The 17,027-nt window shown below is 71.9% G+C and carries 14 protein-coding genes; 10 read left to right on the top strand and 4 right to left on the bottom strand.

From position 1 onward, the window contains the following. The first annotated feature begins 5 nt into the window (after nt 1–5). From BTM25_RS22825 to BTM25_RS22800, 6 genes are all read left to right on the top strand, one after another. Entirely contained in the window at nt 6–1,955 is a 1,950-nt protein-coding gene (locus tag BTM25_RS22825) for an ATP-binding protein (RefSeq protein WP_103565035.1), read from the top strand. Beyond that, nucleotides 1,955–2,875, top strand: coding sequence for a hydroxymethylglutaryl-CoA lyase (locus tag BTM25_RS22820; RefSeq protein ID WP_103565034.1), 921 nt, complete (start codon nt 1,955–1,957; stop codon nt 2,873–2,875). Before BTM25_RS22825 ends, BTM25_RS22820 begins: the two co-directional genes overlap by 1 nt. Further along, nucleotides 2,872–4,020, top strand: coding sequence for an acyl-CoA dehydrogenase family protein (locus tag BTM25_RS22815; protein ID WP_103565033.1), 1,149 nt, complete (start codon nt 2,872–2,874; stop codon nt 4,018–4,020). The genes BTM25_RS22820 and BTM25_RS22815 overlap by 4 nt, the downstream gene beginning before the upstream one ends. Before the next feature lie 61 nt (nt 4,021–4,081). Further along, nucleotides 4,082–7,291: an NACHT domain-containing protein gene (locus BTM25_RS22810; protein ID WP_146059116.1), complete on the top strand. Its 3,210-nt coding sequence runs from the start codon at nt 4,082–4,084 to the stop codon at nt 7,289–7,291. A gap of 410 nt (nt 7,292–7,701) precedes the next feature. After that, nucleotides 7,702–8,268: a hypothetical protein gene (locus BTM25_RS22805; protein ID WP_103565031.1), complete on the top strand. Its 567-nt coding sequence runs from the start codon at nt 7,702–7,704 to the stop codon at nt 8,266–8,268. Between the two features lie 408 nt (nt 8,269–8,676). Continuing rightward, nucleotides 8,677–10,221: a DHA2 family efflux MFS transporter permease subunit gene (locus BTM25_RS22800; RefSeq protein ID WP_103565030.1), complete on the top strand. Its 1,545-nt coding sequence runs from the start codon at nt 8,677–8,679 to the stop codon at nt 10,219–10,221. 62 nt (nt 10,222–10,283) lie between these two features. Here the strand turns inward: BTM25_RS22800 and BTM25_RS22795 are convergent, their stop codons facing one another. Together BTM25_RS22795 and BTM25_RS22790 are read right to left on the bottom strand one after the other, a co-directional pair. After that, nucleotides 10,284–11,813, bottom strand: coding sequence for an acyl-CoA synthetase (locus tag BTM25_RS22795; RefSeq protein WP_103565310.1), 1,530 nt, complete (start codon nt 11,811–11,813; stop codon nt 10,284–10,286). A gap of 46 nt (nt 11,814–11,859) precedes the next feature. Beyond that, nucleotides 11,860–12,102, bottom strand: a complete 243-nt coding sequence (locus BTM25_RS22790) for a DUF397 domain-containing protein (protein WP_103565309.1) — start codon at nt 12,100–12,102, stop codon at nt 11,860–11,862. A 184-nt stretch (nt 12,103–12,286) separates the two neighbouring features. Between BTM25_RS22790 and BTM25_RS22785 the strand changes: the two genes are divergently transcribed. After that, complete coding sequence (locus tag BTM25_RS22785) at nt 12,287–12,877, top strand: ATP-binding protein (protein ID WP_103565029.1); 591 nt, start codon at nt 12,287–12,289, stop codon at nt 12,875–12,877. 42 nt (nt 12,878–12,919) lie between these two features. Here the strand turns inward: BTM25_RS22785 and BTM25_RS22780 are convergent, their stop codons facing one another. Beyond that, nucleotides 12,920–14,317, bottom strand: coding sequence for an alpha,alpha-trehalose-phosphate synthase (UDP-forming) (locus BTM25_RS22780; protein ID WP_103565028.1), 1,398 nt, complete (start codon nt 14,315–14,317; stop codon nt 12,920–12,922). A gap of 803 nt (nt 14,318–15,120) precedes the next feature. Between BTM25_RS22780 and BTM25_RS22775 the strand changes: the two genes are divergently transcribed. The 3 genes from BTM25_RS22775 to BTM25_RS22765 all read left to right on the top strand — a co-directional run bounded on the left by BTM25_RS22775 (nt 15,121) and on the right by BTM25_RS22765 (nt 16,178). Next, nucleotides 15,121–15,348, top strand: a complete 228-nt coding sequence (locus BTM25_RS22775; protein ID WP_103565027.1) for a hypothetical protein — start codon at nt 15,121–15,123, stop codon at nt 15,346–15,348. Between the two features lie 135 nt (nt 15,349–15,483). Beyond that, the gene (locus tag BTM25_RS22770) at nt 15,484–15,699 is read left to right on the top strand and encodes a DUF5999 family protein (RefSeq protein ID WP_103565026.1); all 216 of its coding nucleotides are present in this window, start codon (nt 15,484–15,486) and stop codon (nt 15,697–15,699) included. Between the two features lie 224 nt (nt 15,700–15,923). Continuing rightward, on the top strand, nt 15,924–16,178 hold the full coding sequence (locus tag BTM25_RS22765; protein WP_103565025.1) for a hypothetical protein: 255 nt from the start codon (nt 15,924–15,926) through the stop codon (nt 16,176–16,178). Nucleotides 16,179–16,190: 12 nt separating this feature from the next. Here BTM25_RS22765 and BTM25_RS22760 read toward each other — a convergent pair whose 3' ends face one another. Next, the gene (locus tag BTM25_RS22760) at nt 16,191–17,000 is read right to left on the bottom strand and encodes an SGNH/GDSL hydrolase family protein (RefSeq protein ID WP_103565024.1); all 810 of its coding nucleotides are present in this window, start codon (nt 16,998–17,000) and stop codon (nt 16,191–16,193) included. Nucleotides 17,001–17,027 lie beyond the last annotated feature (27 nt).

The raw sequence follows: 17,027 nt of genomic DNA, 5'->3' as shown, positions 1-17,027 counted from the left end.
CCGCGATGTTCGGATGTGTCCTGGTCGCGAACCGCGGGGAGATCGCGGTCCGCGTGGTCCGCACGCTGCGGCGGCTCGGCGTCCGGTCGGTCGCCGTGCACACCGCCGCCGACACCGGCGCCCCGCACGTCCGGGCGGCGGACGAGGCGGTGCTGATCCCGTCCTACCTGGACGCGGACGCCGTGCTCGCGGCGGCGCGCGCGACCGGCGCGGAGGCCGTCCACCCCGGCTACGGGTTCCTGGCGGAGAACGGCGCGTTCGCGCGGGCCTGCGCCGAGGCGGGCGTGGTGTTCGTCGGGCCGCCCGCCGACGCCATCGACGCGATGGGCGACAAGATCCGGGCGAAGCGGACGGTCGCGGCGGCGGGCGTGCCGGTCGTCCCCGGCCGGAACGAACCGGGCCTGGACGACGACCAGCTCGCCGCCGCCGCGCTGGAGGTCGGCCTGCCGGTGCTGCTCAAGCCGTCGGCGGGCGGCGGCGGGAAGGGCATGCGGCTGGTCCGCGACCCCGCCGCACTGCCCGAGGCGATCGCGGCGGCGCGGCGGGAGGCCCGCGCGGCGTTCGGCGACGACACGCTGCTCGCCGAACGGTACGTCGACAGCCCCCGGCACATCGAGATCCAGGTGTTCGCGGACGCGCACGGCAACGTCGTCCACCTCGGCGAGCGCGAGTGCAGCCTCCAGCGCCGCCACCAGAAGATCGTCGAGGAGGCGCCGTCGCCGCTGCTGGACGCCGCGACGCGGGCGCGGATGGGCGCGAGCGCGGTCGCCGCCGCGCGGGCGGTCGGCTACACGGGCGCGGGGACGGTCGAGTACATCGTGTCCGCCGACCGCCCCGGCGAATATTTCTTCATGGAGATGAACACCCGTCTCCAGGTCGAGCATCCTGTCACCGAGATGGCGATCCGGCCGCGCCTGGACCTCGTGGAACTCCAGCTCCAAGTCGCGGCGGGCGAGCCGCTGCCGTTCGGCCAGGACGACGTCGCGTTCGAGGGCCACGCCGTCGAGGCCCGCGTCTACGCAGAGGACCCGGCGCGCGGGTTCCTGCCGACCGGCGGCCGGGTGCTCGCGCTGGCCGAGCCGGGCGGCCCCGGGATCCGCGTCGACTCCGGCCTCGCCGCCGGCGTCGAGGTCGGCGGCGCCTACGACCCGATGCTCGCCAAGGTCGTCGCGCACGGCCCCGACCGGGCCGCCGCGCTGCGCCGGCTGGACCGCGCGCTCGCCGCGTACACGCTGCTGGGCGTCCCGACGAACGTCGCGTTCCTGCGGACGCTGCTGGCCCGTCCCGACGTCGCGGCCGGACGGCTGGACACCGGCCTCGCCGAGCGCGCCGCCGCCGGACTGGACGCCGAGCCCGTCCCGCCGGAGGTCCTGGCCGCCGCCGCGCTCGACCGGATGCTCGCGCTGGAGACCGGCGACCCCGACCCGTGGGCCATCCCGGACGGCTGGCGGCCCGGCGGCCCCGCCTGGACGCGCTGGACGATCGTCCCGGCGGGCGGCGCTCCGGTCGAGGTCCGCGTGCGGGGCCGGGCGGCGGACGCGCTGGTCCGCGTGGGCGACGCCGAGCCCGTCCGCGCCGCGCTCACCGCCCCCGCGACGCTCGCCTACGACGGCCGGACGGTCGCGTTCGCGCGCGTCCGCGCCGGCGACGTCCTGTGGCTCGGCCGGGACGGGCGCGCGTGGGCGCTGACCGAGCACGTCGCGGCGGAGGAGCCCGGCGGCGCGGCGGCGGGCGGCGACGGCGTGCTGCGCAGCCCGATGCCGGGGACCGTCCTCGCCGTGAAGGTCGCCGAGGGAGACCGGGTGGAGGAGGGCCAGGCCGTCGCCGTGGTCGAGGCGATGAAGATGGAGCACACGGTCGCCGCGCCGTCCGGCGGCGTCGTGACGCGGCTCGCGGTCCGCGCCGGGGACCGGGTCGCGCTGGACGCCGTGCTCGCCGAGATCGGGGAGGGATGATGCGGGTTCCGCTGGACGGCCTGCCGGAGCGGGTCACGATCTACGAGGTCGGGCCGCGCGACGGGCTGCAGAACGAGAGCACGGCCGTGCCGGTCGCGGTGAAGGCCGAGTTCGTGCGGCGGCTCGCGGCGGCGGGGCTTCGGGTGATCGAGACGACGAGCCTCGTCCGTCCCGACCTGGTGCCGCAGCTCGCCGACGCCGAGGAACTGCTGGCCGCGCTGCCCCGCGAGCCGGGCCGTCCGGTGCTCGTGCCGAACCTGCGCGGGCTGGACCGCGCGCTGGCCTGCGGCGTCACCGAGATCGCGATCTTCGCCAGCGCCACCGAGACGTTCGCGCGCCGCAACCTGAACCGCACGGTGGACGAGTCCCTGGACATGTTCGCGCCCGTCGTCGAGAGGGCCCGCGCGGAGGGCCTGTGGGTGCGCGGCTACCTGTCGATGGTGTGCGGCGACCCCTGGGAGGGCGACGTACCGATCGAGCAGGTGGTGGCCGTCGCGCGACGGCTCGTGGACCTCGGCTGCTCGGAGCTGAGCCTCGGCGACACGATCGGCGTCGGGACGCCCGGCCAGGTCACCGCGCTCATCGGGGCGGCGGTCGCGGCCGGGATCGAGGTGGAGCGCATCGCCGTCCACTTCCACGACACCTACGGGCAGGCGCTCGCGAACTCACTCGCCGCGCTGCGCGCCGGGGTGACGACCGTGGACGCGTCGGCGGGCGGCCTCGGCGGCTGCCCGTTCGCCCGGTCCGCGACCGGCAACCTCGCCACCGAGGATCTCGTCTGGATGCTCGACGGCCTCGGCGTCGAGACCGGCGTGGACCTGACCGCGCTGGTGGAGACCAGCGTCTGGCTCGCCGGGAAACTCGGCCGGCCCAGCCCGTCCCGGGTCGTCCGGGCGCTCGCGAAGGAGAGGGACCGATGATCGACTTCACGCTGACCGACGAGCAGGAGGAACTGCGCCGCACGGTCGAGCGGTTCGCCCGCGAGACGGTCGCGCCGGTGATCGGCGACCTCTACGAGCGCGGCGAGTTCCCGTACGAGATCGTCAAGGGCATGGGCGCGATGGGGCTGTTCGGCCTGCCGTTCCCCGAGCGGGACGGCGGGATGGGCGGCGACTACTTCGCGCTGTGCCTCGCGCTGGAGGAGCTGGCGCGCGTGGACTCGTCCGTCGCGGTGACGCTGGAGGCCGCGGTGTCGCTCGGCTCCATGCCCGTCCACCGGTTCGGGACGGACGAGCAGCGCGCCGAACTCCTGCCCTCTCTCCTGTCGGGCGAGCGGATCGCGGCGTTCGGGCTGACCGAGCCGGGCGGCGGCACCGACGTCCCCGGCGGGATGCGGACGACCGCGCGCCTCGACGGCGACGCGTGGGTCATCGACGGCTCCAAGTGCTTCATCACCAACTCCGGGACCGACGTCACCGCGTTCGTCACCGTCACCGCGCTGACCGGCGACGACGAGATCTCCACGATCATCGTGCCGAACGGGACGCCCGGGTTCACCGTGGGGCGCAAGTACTCCAAGGTCGGCTGGTCGGCGTCCGACACGCACGAGCTGGCGTTCGACGGCGTGCGCGTCCCCGCCGCGAACCTGCTCGGCGAGCGCGGCCGGGGTTATGCACAGTTCCTGCGGATCCTTGACGAGGGCCGGATCGCGATCGCCGCGCTGTCGGTCGGGCTCGCGCAGGGCTGTGTGGACGAGTGCCTGCGCTACGTCCGGGAGCGGTCGGCGTTCGGCCGCGAGATCGGCCGCTACCAGGCCATCCAGTTCAAGATCGCGGACATGGAGGCGCGGGCGCACACGGCCCGGCTCGCCTACTACGCCGCCGCCGCGCTGCTCCTGGCCGGAAAGCCGTTCAAGAAGGAGGCCGCGATCGCCAAGCTCGTGGCGTCCAACGCGGCCATGGACAACGCCCGCGAGGCGACGCAGATCTTCGGCGGCTACGGCTTCATGAACGAGTACCCCGTCGGCCGGTTCTACCGGGACGCGAAGATCCTGGAGGTCGGCGAGGGGACGTCGGAGGTCCAGCGGATGCTCATCGCCCGCGCCCTCGGACTGCCCGCGTCGTAGGCGAACCCGCGCGCGGCTCCGGGCGTCCTACGGCGGAAGGCCGTCCCGCCCGGAGGTGCGCGTGTCCGTCGAAGTCGCCGCGATCAACGTCGGCCGGTCGGTGGTGCAGATCGCGGCGGGCCGCTGGCTCGCGGGCCGCGCCGCCCGCGCGGCGGCCGGGAAGGACCTCGTCGACCTGATCCGGACGGGCTTCCCCGACGAGATCCGGCGCCGCCGCGCGACCCGGCAGTTCGAGGGCGTCGCCGACGCCGTCACCGGACGGATCATGACGTTCGCGGCGCACGAGTTCCGCGGCCTCACCGACGGCGACCGCGCGGCGGCGCTGTTCCAGGTCACGCTGACGCTGGACCGCGCGGACCTGTCGGACGAGGCGTTCCTCGCCGACGATGCCGACCCGGTGCGGCTCGCCCGCCGGCTGCGCGCCGCGCTGCCGCCCCGTTCGGCCGCCGCGCAGCTCGGCGAGGCCGGGGCGCGGCTGTACGAGGTGACGTTGGACGAGTGCTGCGACTGCCTCGCCCGCATCCTGATCCATCTGCCGGAGTTCACGCCGCGCGCCGCCGCCGAGACCCTGTCCCGGCTGAGCGGGCTCGCCGACCGGGTGGACGCGATGCTGCTGCGTCTGCCCGCCCGCTCGCTGGACGCTCCCGAAGGCACGGACGACGACGTCGCGTTCACCACCCGTTATCTCGCGTCGATCAGCGAGTCCCTGGACGTCCTAGACCTGCTCGGGGTGCGGTTCGAGCGGTTCACGCGGCCCCGGACGACGCTGAGCGTCGCCTACATCAGCCTCAACGTCGCGCGGAACCTGGACCGGCGCCGCGAGGCGCCGCGCATCAGCGACTGGCGGAGCGGCGAGCGGCCCGGCGGGTCGGTGCGGGTCGAGGAGGCGCTGAGCGGGGACCGGCTCACGCTCGTGCGTGGCGAGGCCGGCGGCGGGAAGACGACGCTGCTGCACTGGATCGCGGTGACGGCCGCGCGCGGGCATTTCACCGGCGAACTGGCCGAGTGGAACGGGCACGTGCCGTTCCTGGTGAAACTCCGGCGGCACGCGGGCGGACCTCTGCCTCGGCCGGAAGAGTTCCTGGACGACGTCGCGGGCACTTTGTCCGGTCTGATGCCGCGCGGATGGGCGCACCGGGTGCTGGCGTCCGGGCGTTCTTTGCTGTTGGTGGACGGCGTGGACGAGATCACCGGGCCGCAGCGGCAGGACGTCCGGCAGTGGCTGTGTCAGATGATCAACGACTTTCCCGGGATCCGGGTGGTGGTGACATCCCGTCCGGCGGCGGCCGGTCCCGACTGGCTGCGCCACGAAGGCTTCTCGACTCTGTTCTTGGAAAAGCTCGGCCCCGCCGACATCCGCGCGCTCGTCGCCCACTGGCACGACGCGGTGCGGGACGCGAGCGGCCTCCCCTGCGAACCGGAGAAGCTGCCGACGTACCAGGCACGCCTGATGGGACGCCTCGAATCGACGCCGCACCTCCTGGCTCTGGCAAGCAGCCCGTTGTTGGCCAGCATGCTCTGCGCTCTCAACCTGGATCGCGAAATCCTGCCGAGCAACCGGATGAGCCTCTACGCGGCCGTCCTGGACCTGCTTTTGGAATCGCGGGACGTGAAGCGCGACGTCCCGTCCGCACGCACGGTCCTAGTCGAGCGCGACCACAAGATCCGCCTGCTTCAAGAACTGGCCTGGCGCCTCTCCACAACGAACCGCGTAGAACTACCGACGTCGGCCGTACGCGCCCTGATCGCCGACCGCCTCACGGCTATGCCGCAGGTCAACGCGCCCGCCGACGCGGTGTTCGACCTGCTCCTGCACCGCAGCGGCGTGATCCGCGAACCGGTGGACGGCCGCGTCGACTTCGTCCACCGGACGGTCCAGGAGTACCTAACAGCCAAACACGCCGCCGACCTCGGCGACATGGACCACCTCATCCACAACGCGCACCGAGACCAGTGGCGCCAGACAGTCGTCATGGCCGCAGGCCACGCGAACGAACCGCTGCGCCGCGAACTCCTGACGGGCATCCTCGACCGCATCCCGTCCGAGTCCCGCCGCGCCCGCGCCCTGCGCCTGACAGCGGTCTCCTGCCTCGAAACCCTCCCCGCCATCCCGGCGGACGCCCACGATCGCCTGAACGAATGCCTGACGAAGCTCCTGCCCCCGCGCTCGGTCGACCAGGCCGGTGCGCTCGCTGTGGCGGGCAAGACCGTCCTGATGGCGCTGCCTCCGACACTCCGCGGCTACTCCGTCGAGACCGCCGCCGCGATCGTGCATCTGGTGACGCTCATCAACGGCCCGGAAGCGCTCGACCTCCTCGCCCGCTACGCCTCGGACGAGCGCTGGGAAGTGCAGACCCGCATCGACACGGCCTGGAACCACTTCGATCCAGAAGAATTCGCGCGGACCGTCATCCCGCACGCCGCCCACGGCTTTGAACTCATGGTGGACTCCCTCGCGAAAATGCGCGCCCTCCGCGCGCTTCCCGTCGGCCCGCGCATAAGACTCGGCGGAGGCTGTGTGGCGAACCTCGACGGACTCGGAGCGCACCGGGCGTCCGTCGCCAGGGTGAGCATCGACGTCGCTCTGCTCGCCGCGGATGACGCGAAGGCCTTCGACCTGTCGTTCCTCGACTCCCTGCCGCGACTCGATTCCGTCTCCTTGACCGGACCGCTGGACATCGACGACTACGGCCCGCTCCAGCGCCAGGACAGGCTGATCAACCTCAGCATTTTCGATTCCCCGCTTCCCATTGATGTTGATCAGCTCCCCCGGCTGAGCCGGGCGCGTGACGTCTATCTTCCCTGCATGAATCTGAACGGCGGACTCGCCAGCCTCATCGCCAGAGCCCCGTCCGTAGAGCATCTGGTCATTCGAGACAACGCCTGGCTCTCAGATCTCGGCCCGCTCGCCGCTACTGAATTGAAGACCCTCATCATCGACGACTGCGTGAACGTCACGGACCTCGGCCCGCTTCGCGAGCAGCGTCGGCTCAAGTACCTCGACGTGTCCAGGACGTCCATCCCCGACGTCGATGCACTCCGCCACCTGCCGGCGCTGGAGACCCTTCGCCTCGACTTCTGCGACGAGATCTCCAGTGTCGAACCCCTGTTCGATCTACCGGCGTTGAAGTTCGTCAGCGTGCGTGGGATTCGTCGGCCGCTCGACCTCTCCGGTTTCGCCGCCGCCCGCTGGGTGGTCGTTCAGATCGTGCCGGGCCAGGAGATCATCGGCGGCGAATCCCTGGGGCGCCGCCTAAGCGTCTTCCCCTGACATTGGCCGATATCCCTTGTGCCTTGGGCCTTCAAGGCCAGTCGGCGCGACGGGGCCTCGTTCTTTACCTTTCGAGGGGCATGGTTTGCGTGCCCGAGGGGTTGTAACGGTCAGATCCCAACGACAGGGTGGCTGCGAGCTGGCCATCCTTTACCTTTCGGGGGAATCGTTGGGGTGGTGCAGGTGTTGTGATGACCTGGCACCAACCTGAAGCGTCGTGCCCCGCCTTGTTCTGACGGGCGGGACCGGTCGGCCGTTGTGACGGCGACCTTCTTCTCCCTCCTTCGCACGGCGCCCGCGCCGAGATGTCTTTCTCGGCCGCCGCTCTCCACGCGCACCCATAGCGGGTGACGCATGCCCGGATCCGGGCCTGGGGCGGTTGTTCTGTCCGTCGAACAAAGGATTTCTTGATGCATCAGCGTGCGACGAATGTTCTGATGGCGACGGTGACGGGTTCTGCTCTGGCGGGGATGATGGTGGCTGGTGTGGCCGCCGCGTCCACCCAGGACGAGGCCCCGGCGACCAAGGCCGCCACCACGACCGCCGCCGCCCAGCACACGGTGAAGAAGGCTCCGGCGAAGAAGAAGGCGCTGCTGACCGGTAAGACGACCGCGTCCTACTTCTGGGACGACGGTTCGGGTGTGAACGGTGACACCGGCGCCCCCGCGTCGGGCAAGCCGATGCAGAAGGGCATGTTCGCCAGCCCGTCGTGGCCGATGAACACCAAGGTCAAGGTGTCCTACCAGGGCCGTAGCGTCACCGGCTTCGTCGGCGACGTCGGCCCGGGTGAGCCCTCGCATCGCGGGGTGATGCTGGACCTGGACACCTACACCTTCCGCCACCTGGTCGATGGGAAGAAGCCGGCGAGCAAGTACGTCACCGGCACCGACGCCGGCCACATCCAGGGCGTGAAGTACGAGGTCCTGAAGTGGGGCCACGGCCCGGGCAAGAAGGGCACCCCCAAGCCCCTCGGATGACCCCCCCACCCCCCACAGCGGCCTCGGACGGCCCCACCCCCGCCGTCCGGGGCCGCTCGGGGCTCCCCCACCCCTAGGCACCGGAGCGATGAGTTTGCACGTTCCGGACAGTCCATACCAAAGGCTAACGATGCGATGTCTCGTCCGTCACAGTCGCTTGACCTCCGCGAAGGCCGAGGTAGGACGCTGGTGACGACGAACCGGGAGGCTCCCGGGCGGAGGCGAACGAGACTGTCGGACCCACCCGGAATACTGCAGACCAGCTCGAACGTTAAGAGGTCGCAAAGTGTCAGTCGCTGCAGTATTTTGCTGCGGTAATACGACCGCCCTCGACCCTGCCCGCCCGCGCACCTGCGCGCGGCCCGACGATTGGAAAGTTTCTTGACCGCTCCCGCGTCCCCCTCGGCGATGGACGGCCCACCCTCCGAGGCCGCCGGCGGCGGAGGACTCGATCGCGGCGTGCTCGCCGTGGCGATGGTGGTCGTGCTCGGCGCGATCATGTCCATTCTCGACGTGACGGTCGTCAACGTCGCCCTCAAGCACCTCACCGAGGACCTCGACGCCTCGCTGGAGAAGATCCAGTGGGTCGCCACCGGGTACACGCTCGCGCTCGCGACCGTCATCCCGGTGACCGGCTGGGCGTCGGCCCGGTTCGGCACCAAGCGCCTCTACATGATCTCGATCGGCCTGTTCGTGATCGGTTCGGCACTGGCGGGCCTGGCCTGGAACGCCGAGTCGCTGATCCTGTTCCGCGTCCTGCAGGGCCTGGGCGGCGGCATGATCATGCCGGCGGGCATGACGATCCTGACGCAGGCGGCGGGTCCGAAGCGCGTCGGTCAGGTCATGAGCATCGTCGGCATCCCGATGCTGCTCGGCCCGATCCTCGGCCCGATCCTCGGCGGCTGGCTCGTCGACGACGTGTCCTGGCGCTGGATCTTCTACATCAACGTGCCGATCGGCGCGGTGGCGCTCGTGCTGTCCGCGCGGATCCTCAAGCGCGACCAGGCCCAGCCCGCCGAGCGGCTGGACTTCATCGGGCTGCTGCTGCTGTCCCCGGGCCTCGCGGCCCTGATCTACGGGCTGGCGACCGGCGCGGCCAAGAACGACTTCGGCCGCACGGACGTCCTGATCACCGCGATCGGCGGCGCCGTGCTGGTCATCGCGTTCGTCGCCCACGCGCTGCGGCCGAGCAACGAGAACCCGCTGATCGACCTGCGGCTGTTCCGCCGCCGCGCGGTCGCGTCGGCGTCCGGCACGCTCGTGCTGTTCGCGTGCTCGGTCTTCGGCGCGATGCTGATCCTGCCGCTGTACTTCCAGCAGGTGCGCGGCGAGTCGGCGATGGCGTCCGGTCTGCTGCTGGCCCCGCAGGGCTTCGGCGCGATGGTGACGATGCCGGCCGGCGGCAAGCTCACCGACCGCATCGGCGCGCGCAAGGTCGTCATCGCGGGCCTCGTGCTCAGCATCCTCGGCGCGGCGGGCTTCGCCACCCAGATCAAGCCGGACGCGTCGTACTGGCTGATCGGCGCCGCTCTGTTCGTCATGGGCCTCGGCATGGGCATGACCATGATGCCGACGATGTCCGCGGCGATGCAGACGCTGTCGCACGCGGAGGTCCCGCGGGCGAGCACCGGACTGAACATCCTGCAGCAGGTCGCCGCGTCCATCGGCACCGCGTTCATCGCGGTCCTGCTGACGAACCAGCTCAAGAGCGAGGGCCTCGGCGGGGGCGGCGGCGGTGAGGGCGGCGGGCAGACCCTGCCGACCAACCTCCCGGCGGACGTCCTGCAGGGCATCCTCAAGAAGATGTCCGACGCGTTCCAGCACACCTACTGGTGGTCGCTGGTGCTGCTGGTCGTCGCGTTCGTCCCGGCGGTGCTCATGCCGCGCCACCGGGTGGACCCGTCGGCGACCGACGCCGGCCCGGTCGAGAAGCAGCACGTGCCGATGCACTGACGGTTCGGCTCGTCCGGACGCCCCGTCCCTGGGAACCTTCCAGGGACGGGGCGTTCGTCGTTTCAGGACGGCCGGTACTCGTCGCGCAGCAGCCGTTTGAGCAGCTTGCCGGTCGGGTGGCGCGGCAGTTCGGTGCGGAAGTCGACCGAGCGCGGGCACTTGTAGTGGGCGAGCCGGTCCCGGCAGTGGGCGATCAGCTCGGCGGCGAGCTCCGGTCCGGCGGCCGACGGGTCGGCGGGCTGGACGACGGCGTGGACCGCCTCCCCCATCTCGGCGTCCGGGATCCCGAACACGGCCGCGTCGGCGACCTTCGGATGGACGACGAGGACGTTCTCCGCCTCCTGCGGGTACACGTTCACCCCGCCGCTGATGATCGTGTACGCGCGGCGGTCGGTGAGGTACACGAACCCGTCGGCGTCCACGTGGCCGATGTCGCCGAGCGTGGTCCAGCCACGGCCGCCGGGGTCGCGCGCCGCCGCCGTCCCGGCCGGGTCGCCGTGGTAGGCGAACGCGGGGCCGTCGCCGAAGTAGAGCGTGCCGTCCGTGCCGGGCGGGAGTTCACGGCCGTCGTCGTCGCACACGTGGACCTGGCCGAGCAGCGGGCGTCCCACCGTGCCGGGGTGCGCGAGCCAGTCCTCGGGGCTCGCGTAGACGAAGCAGTTTCCTTCGGTACCGGCGTAGTACTCGTGCAGGATCGGCCCCCACCACTCCAGCATCCGCCGTTTGACCGGGACGGGGCACGGCGCGGCGGCGTGGATCGCGTACCGCAGCGTCGAGACGTCGTAGCGGGTGCGGACGTCCTCGGGCAGCTTCAGCATCCGGACGAACATCGTCGGCACCCACTGGCTGTGCGTGACGCCGTACCGCTCGACAGCGGCGAGCGATGCCTCCGGATCGAACTTCTCCTGAACGACGACCGTCGCACCGAACCGCTGGAACGCCATGCTGTAGCGCAGCGGCGCGGCGTGGTAGAGCGGGGCGGGCGACAGGTACACCGCGTCCTCGCCGGGCGGGAACAGCAGCGAGACGAGTTGGTAGAGCGGCCCCGGAGTGCCGAACGGGACGTCCGGCAGCGGCGGCTTCACGCCCTTCGGACGGCCCGTGGTGCCCGACGAGTACAGCATGTCCGCCCCCTCCAGCTCCCGGTCGAGCGGAAGCGGGGGGAAGGCGGCCGTGCTCTCCTCGTAGGACGCGAACCCGGGCGCCGTGCCGTCGAGCATCAGCCGCAGCCGGACGCGCGGCGCCCGCTCGGCGGCGGGCGCCGCGACGCCGGCCAGCGCGGCGCTGGTGACGAACGCCAGCGCCCCGCAGTCGTCGACGATGTAGGCGGCCTCGTCGGCGCCGAGCCGTGTGCCGACGGCCGTGTAGTACAGGCCGGACCGCTGCGCCGCCCATGTGACCGCGAGGAACAGCGGATGGTTCTCCAGCAGCAGCGCGATGTGGTCGCCGGGGCGCAGGCCGGCGGCGTGGAACAGCCGCGCGAGCCGGTTGGACTCCTCGTCCAGTTCCCGGTAGGTCACGACCCGTCCCGAGCCCGCCATGACGACGGCGGGCCGGCCGGGCGTACGCGCGGCGATCTGCCCCAGGTCCATGTCCGGCACGGTACCCGGGACGCCGCCGATGCGAACCGGGTTCGGTTCAGCCCGCCGATCCGACGAGCATGTGGTCGAAGTCCCCGTCCTTGGCGCCCCCGACGAAGGCCTCGACCTCCGCGCGCGTGTAGACGAGGAACGGGCCGTCGGGATAGCGCGAGTTGCGGACCGCGATGTCCCCGCCGGGGAGTTCGGCCAGCTCCACGCAGTTGCCCCCGGGATCGCTCCGCCGGCTCTTCTGCCACACGAGGTCGGCCGGCCTGGTGGACGGCAGCTCCTGCCCCTTCATCGTGCCCCCTTCGGCGTTCCGGCTCCCGGCACCCGGGAGTCCGTGGTCCCGCCCCCGCTCCACCAGGCATGGTACGAGATGCACGTGCATTCGTTCATGCATACGGTCTTGCATATGCACGACTTGGGGAGCAAGATAGCGAACGCCCGCCCCCGCTTCACCCGTTCGCCTTGGGGTTCTGACAATGATCGTTGACCAGGCACACGCCGTCGCCGTCCCCGCAGCCGACGGTCCGCGGCGGCGCCGGCATCCCGACGCCGACCACTCCGCGCCCGCCGCGCCCCGCACCCCGGTCTCCTGGAGCGCGCCCGTACCCGAGCCCGGCCTGCGCGGCTACTGGCCCGCCCCGCACACCGGCACGCCCGAGACCGCCCGGCTCGTCCTCGCGGGCGAGGCGGAGGCGCCGCACGAAGCCCGTGCGTTCACGTCCACGACTCTGGCCGCGTGGGACCTCACCGCGGTCTCCGACGACGCCGTCACGGCCGTCTCCGAGCTGGTCACCAACGCGCTGCGGCACGGCCTGCGCGACCTCGCCCCGGGGGCCGGACGGCGCCTGCAGCTCGTCCTGCTGCGCCACCCGCGGCGGCTCGTCGCGGTCGTCACCGATCCCGGGTCCGGCCGGCCCGAGCCGGTCCTGCCGGCCGAGGACGTCTTCGCCGAGAGCGGGCGCGGCCTGCTCGTCGTCGGCGCCGTCAGCTCCGCCTGGGGCTGGGCGCCGCTCGGCAGCGGCGGCAAGGCGGTCTGGGCCGCGTTCGACGTGCCCGCCGCGTCCTGACCCGTCCCGGCCGGTGCCCGCGCGGCACCGGCCGGTTCCGCGTCACCCGGCGGGCTGCGCGGCCGGGTCCTCCAGCTCGTCGAGGAACTCTGCGGCCCAGCGGTCCACGTCGTGCTCCAGCACGCGCTTGCGCATGACGCGCATCCGGCGCGCCTGCTCGGCGGGCTCGCAGCGGATGGCCGCCAGCAGCGTCTCCTTCAGCCCGTCGATGTCGTAGGGGTTGACCAGGAACGCCCCGCGCCGCAGTTCGGGCGCGGCCCCGGCGAACTCGCTCAGCACGAGCACGCCCCGCAGGTCCTCACGGCACGCGACGTACTCCTTGGCGACGAGGTTCATGCCGTCCCGCAACGGGGTCACGACCATCACGTCCGCGGCGAGGAACAGCGCCGCCAGCTCCTCGCGGTCGTAGGACGTGTGCAGATAGTGGATGACGGGCGACCCCAGCTCCGCGTACTCGCCGTTGATCCGGCCGACCTGCTGCTCGATCTGGTCGCGCAGGAGCTGGTACTGCTCGACGCGCTCGCGGCTCGGCGTGGCGATCTGCGCGAACACCGCCTCCCCCGGCTTCAGCTCCCGGTCGGCGAACAGCTCGCCGAACGCCTGGAGGCGCTGGGTGATGCCCTTGGTGTAGTCGAGCCGGTCCACGCCGAGCAGGACGATCCCGCCGCCGAGGTCCGCGCGGATCTCATCGGCCCGCCAGCGGACCTCCTGGCGGGAGATCAGCTCGCGCAGCTCCCCCACGTCCACCGAGATCGGGAACGCCCGCGCCCGGACCCGGCGGCCCTCCCACTCCACGTCCTGCTTGACGGTGCGGGCGTCCAGCAGGCGGCGGCACAGCCGGACGAAGTTCGCCGCCGCGCCGGGGAGCTGGAAGCCGACCAGGTCCGCGCCGAGCAGCCCTTCGAGGATCTTGCGCCGCCACGGGAGCTGGTAGAACAGCTCGGGCGGCGGGAACGGGATGTGCAGGAAGAAGCCGATCTTCAGGTCGGGCCGGAGCGCGCGCAGCATCGCCGGGACGAGCTGGAGCTGGTAGTCCTGCACCCACACGACCGCGCCCTCGGACGCCACCTCGGCCGCCGCCGCCGCGAACCGCTCGTTGACGCGGACGTAGGCGTCCCACATCGCCCGGTCATAGACGGGCGGCGCGATGACGTCGTGGTACAGCGGCCACAACGTCGCGTTGGAGAAGCCCTCGTAGTACAGCTCGACGTCCTCGGCCGTCTGCTGGACGGGGACGAGGCGCATCCCGTCCTCCACGAACGGGTCGAGTTCCTCGCCCGCCGCGCCCGACCATCCGACCCACGTCCCTTGACGGCTGCGCATGACCGGGGCGATCGCGCTGACCAATCCCCCGGGGCTGCGCCGCCATCCGTTGCCGCCCGCCACCCTGTCCACCGGAAGCCGGTTGGCCACCACCACGAACTCGCTCTCGCGCGACACCGACGACCCGCCTTTCCCAGGCACCCCTGGTGATCAACCCGTCCGGGACCGCGGTCCCGGGACTCACTGGTCATTTTGCCCCTGCCGGACGATGCGCGAGGTCAGCCGGGGGTCGCCTGCATCGGTCCGCCGGGGCGCGGGGGTATTACCCGTCCGGAACGGTCCCATGCGGCCGACCGCGTTGCACTTTGCCCCGGTAGCCAATCGACGGTTAGCGGTGGCCGAAATCCGTGACCTGCATGGATGTTGTCCAAATGGCCGGAAGCAGGGCGCGCCAGGGCCTCCGGTGGAGTGGTTGGAGCGCGCCAAGGACACCCTTCGCGGCACCGTGCGGGCGGTCATGCATCGCGCGGGTTGTCACGGTCCGGTCGGACGGCCGGACGCGCGGCATGTGCGTGCTGACCAGGCTGTTCTGTGACCAGCACGGCCCTGGAACCGCTAGAAACTGAACTTATCGGACAAAAAGTGACAGAAGTCACACGACGTCGAGAGCCGTCGCATCGTCCATGGACGCGAACCAGGCCCTCCGGGCGCCGAGCCGACGGCGGCGGCCGGGCGGTCCGCGGCGAGAAAGTGGCACGCGGCGCGAGCCGTCACGCCGCGCATCGTTTCGGACACGAACGGACAGCCCGCACCCCATACGGGATTGGGGACGTCGTAAGCGCCGTATTTCGGACACGGCACGGGCGCGCGGCGGCGGAGATCGACTTTCGGAACGCCTGCGTTCCTTGTAGCGTGCCGAAGGTTTTGTGAAAGCCATTCATGATCGTCCCGCCGCCCGACAGGTCAGGAGAGGACCGACGATGGTCGTCGCGACCGCCCTCGCCGCGCTCACACTGCTCTGCCTGGCCCTCTCACGGGTCGGGCCGACCCGCCGGACCCCGCCGCATCCGGAGTCGCTGACGGCCGTCCTCGGCCCCGGCGACGAGGAGTACCTCGCCTGGCTCGCCGCCGAGCACTGGCCCGAGGACGAGTACCTCGACCTGGAGCGGTCCTGGCGCGCCCGCGACGGCGAGGACGCCGCCGATTGACGCGTGCGGGCCGGAAAGCCCGGGTGCGCGTTTTTGTCGGATGCCAAAGGTAAAGAATTACCCATGAACTTGCCTTTTTCGGACACTCGGCCGCACGCTGATGGGTGTCCTCATCCCGGGGACACGGAGGTCCTCATGCCCGCTCGCTTCACCAAGCCGTGCTCCCACCAGCCGCCGTGCCCGCAGGCCGACGGCCGCGACCGCGAGGCCGCGCGCGTCATCGCGACGCATCCCGAGCAGGGCTGGAGCCTGCTCTGCAACGGCATCGTCCTGTTCGAGGACACCGGCGAGCTGCTCCCCGACGGCCGGTCCGTGGCACCGCACCGTCCCGCCGCCGCACCGCCGCGCTGAGGCCCTGTCCCCGGCGGTCGTAGGGGGCGCTTCCCGATCGTCTCCGCCGCCGGGCACATGTCCCAACTTCCGGGAAAGTCCGCGGAATCAGTCTCCCTCCCGTGCGGCATGTCGCGCTCCCATCCGATAGATCCGCCTAGTAGCGTTCAAGCGTTTTGCTCCTTACGCAAGGATCGCGTACGCAAGATCACGCCCCGGATACCAACGCGGAAGGACGGCGCGGTGTGATCACGGCTCTCGTTCTCGCCTCACTCGCCGGCGCGCTCGCGCTCTGGCTGCCTCGACTGCTGCGCACCGCGCCCGCACGAGAGGAACCGGGCGGCTATCCCGAATCCATGACCGCCGAGTTGGACCCCGGCGACGAGGAGTACCTCGCCTGGCTCGCCGACCAGCTCTGGCCCGACGACGAATACCTCGACGCCGAGCCCCGGCGCGAGAGCGACCACGACGGGGAGGAGTCCGGCGGGATGTTCCGCTGACGGGCCGTCCCGTCAGCGCGCGAGCGCGGGCGCGACCGCCCCGGCGAACGCGGGCAGGTACCCGTTCGCGTGACCCTTGGCGGTCGGGTGGTAGGACGAGCCCAGCGGGACGGTCACGCCGTTGATCCAGCCGTCGCCCGAGCACAGCTCGTGCCCGGCGAACTCGTCGCGGACGTCGGAGAAGACGAACCCGGCGCGGCGCGCGGCGGCCCCGGCGACCTGGTCGAGCGTGTCGGCCGCCGAGTTGAGGGCCGTCCGCTTGGTGTTGCCGATGCCGACGCAGCCGCTGACGATCGTGTAGAGGTGCGGGTAGCCGAGCACGACGACCCGCGCGGACGGCGACCGGCGGCGGATCGCGGCGAACAGGCCGTCCAGCCTGCCCGGCAGCGTCTGCTCGGCGAACGTCCGCGCGCCCGCGACGGCGTTCTGGCAGCTCGTCGCGGACTGCAGCACGCACGTCTGCATGACGCGGGCGAATCCCGCGTCGTTGCCGCCGACGGTGATGCTGACCAGGTCGGTCTTCGCCGCCAGCGAGCCGAGCTGGCCGCTCGCGACCGTCGCGGTCGTCGCGCCCGAGCAGGCCGCGAAGGCGAACGACGAGTGCGCGTGGGCGGCGGCCCAGCGGCGCGGGTAGGCGTTGGCGCTGCGCTGGCAGTCGCCGGACGCGGGGTCGTAGGAACCGGCCCCCGTCCCGGACGAGTAGGAGTCGCCGAGCGCGACGTAGTCCGGCCCGGCGGCGCGGGCCTGGACCGGTGCTGCAAGGGACGCGGCGAGGACCGCGGCGGTTCCGGCGGCGGCCTGGCAGAGGCGGGAACGGCGCATCGGGGCTCCGAGGGCAGGGCCGAACAG

The organism is Actinomadura rubteroloni (genome assembly GCF_002911665.1).
In the GTDB taxonomy this organism is placed as follows: Bacteria; Actinomycetota; Actinomycetes; order Streptosporangiales; family Streptosporangiaceae; genus Spirillospora; species Spirillospora rubteroloni.
The sequence above is the reverse complement of the archived record's forward strand: the minus strand, read 5'-3'. Positions and strand labels throughout refer to the sequence as shown.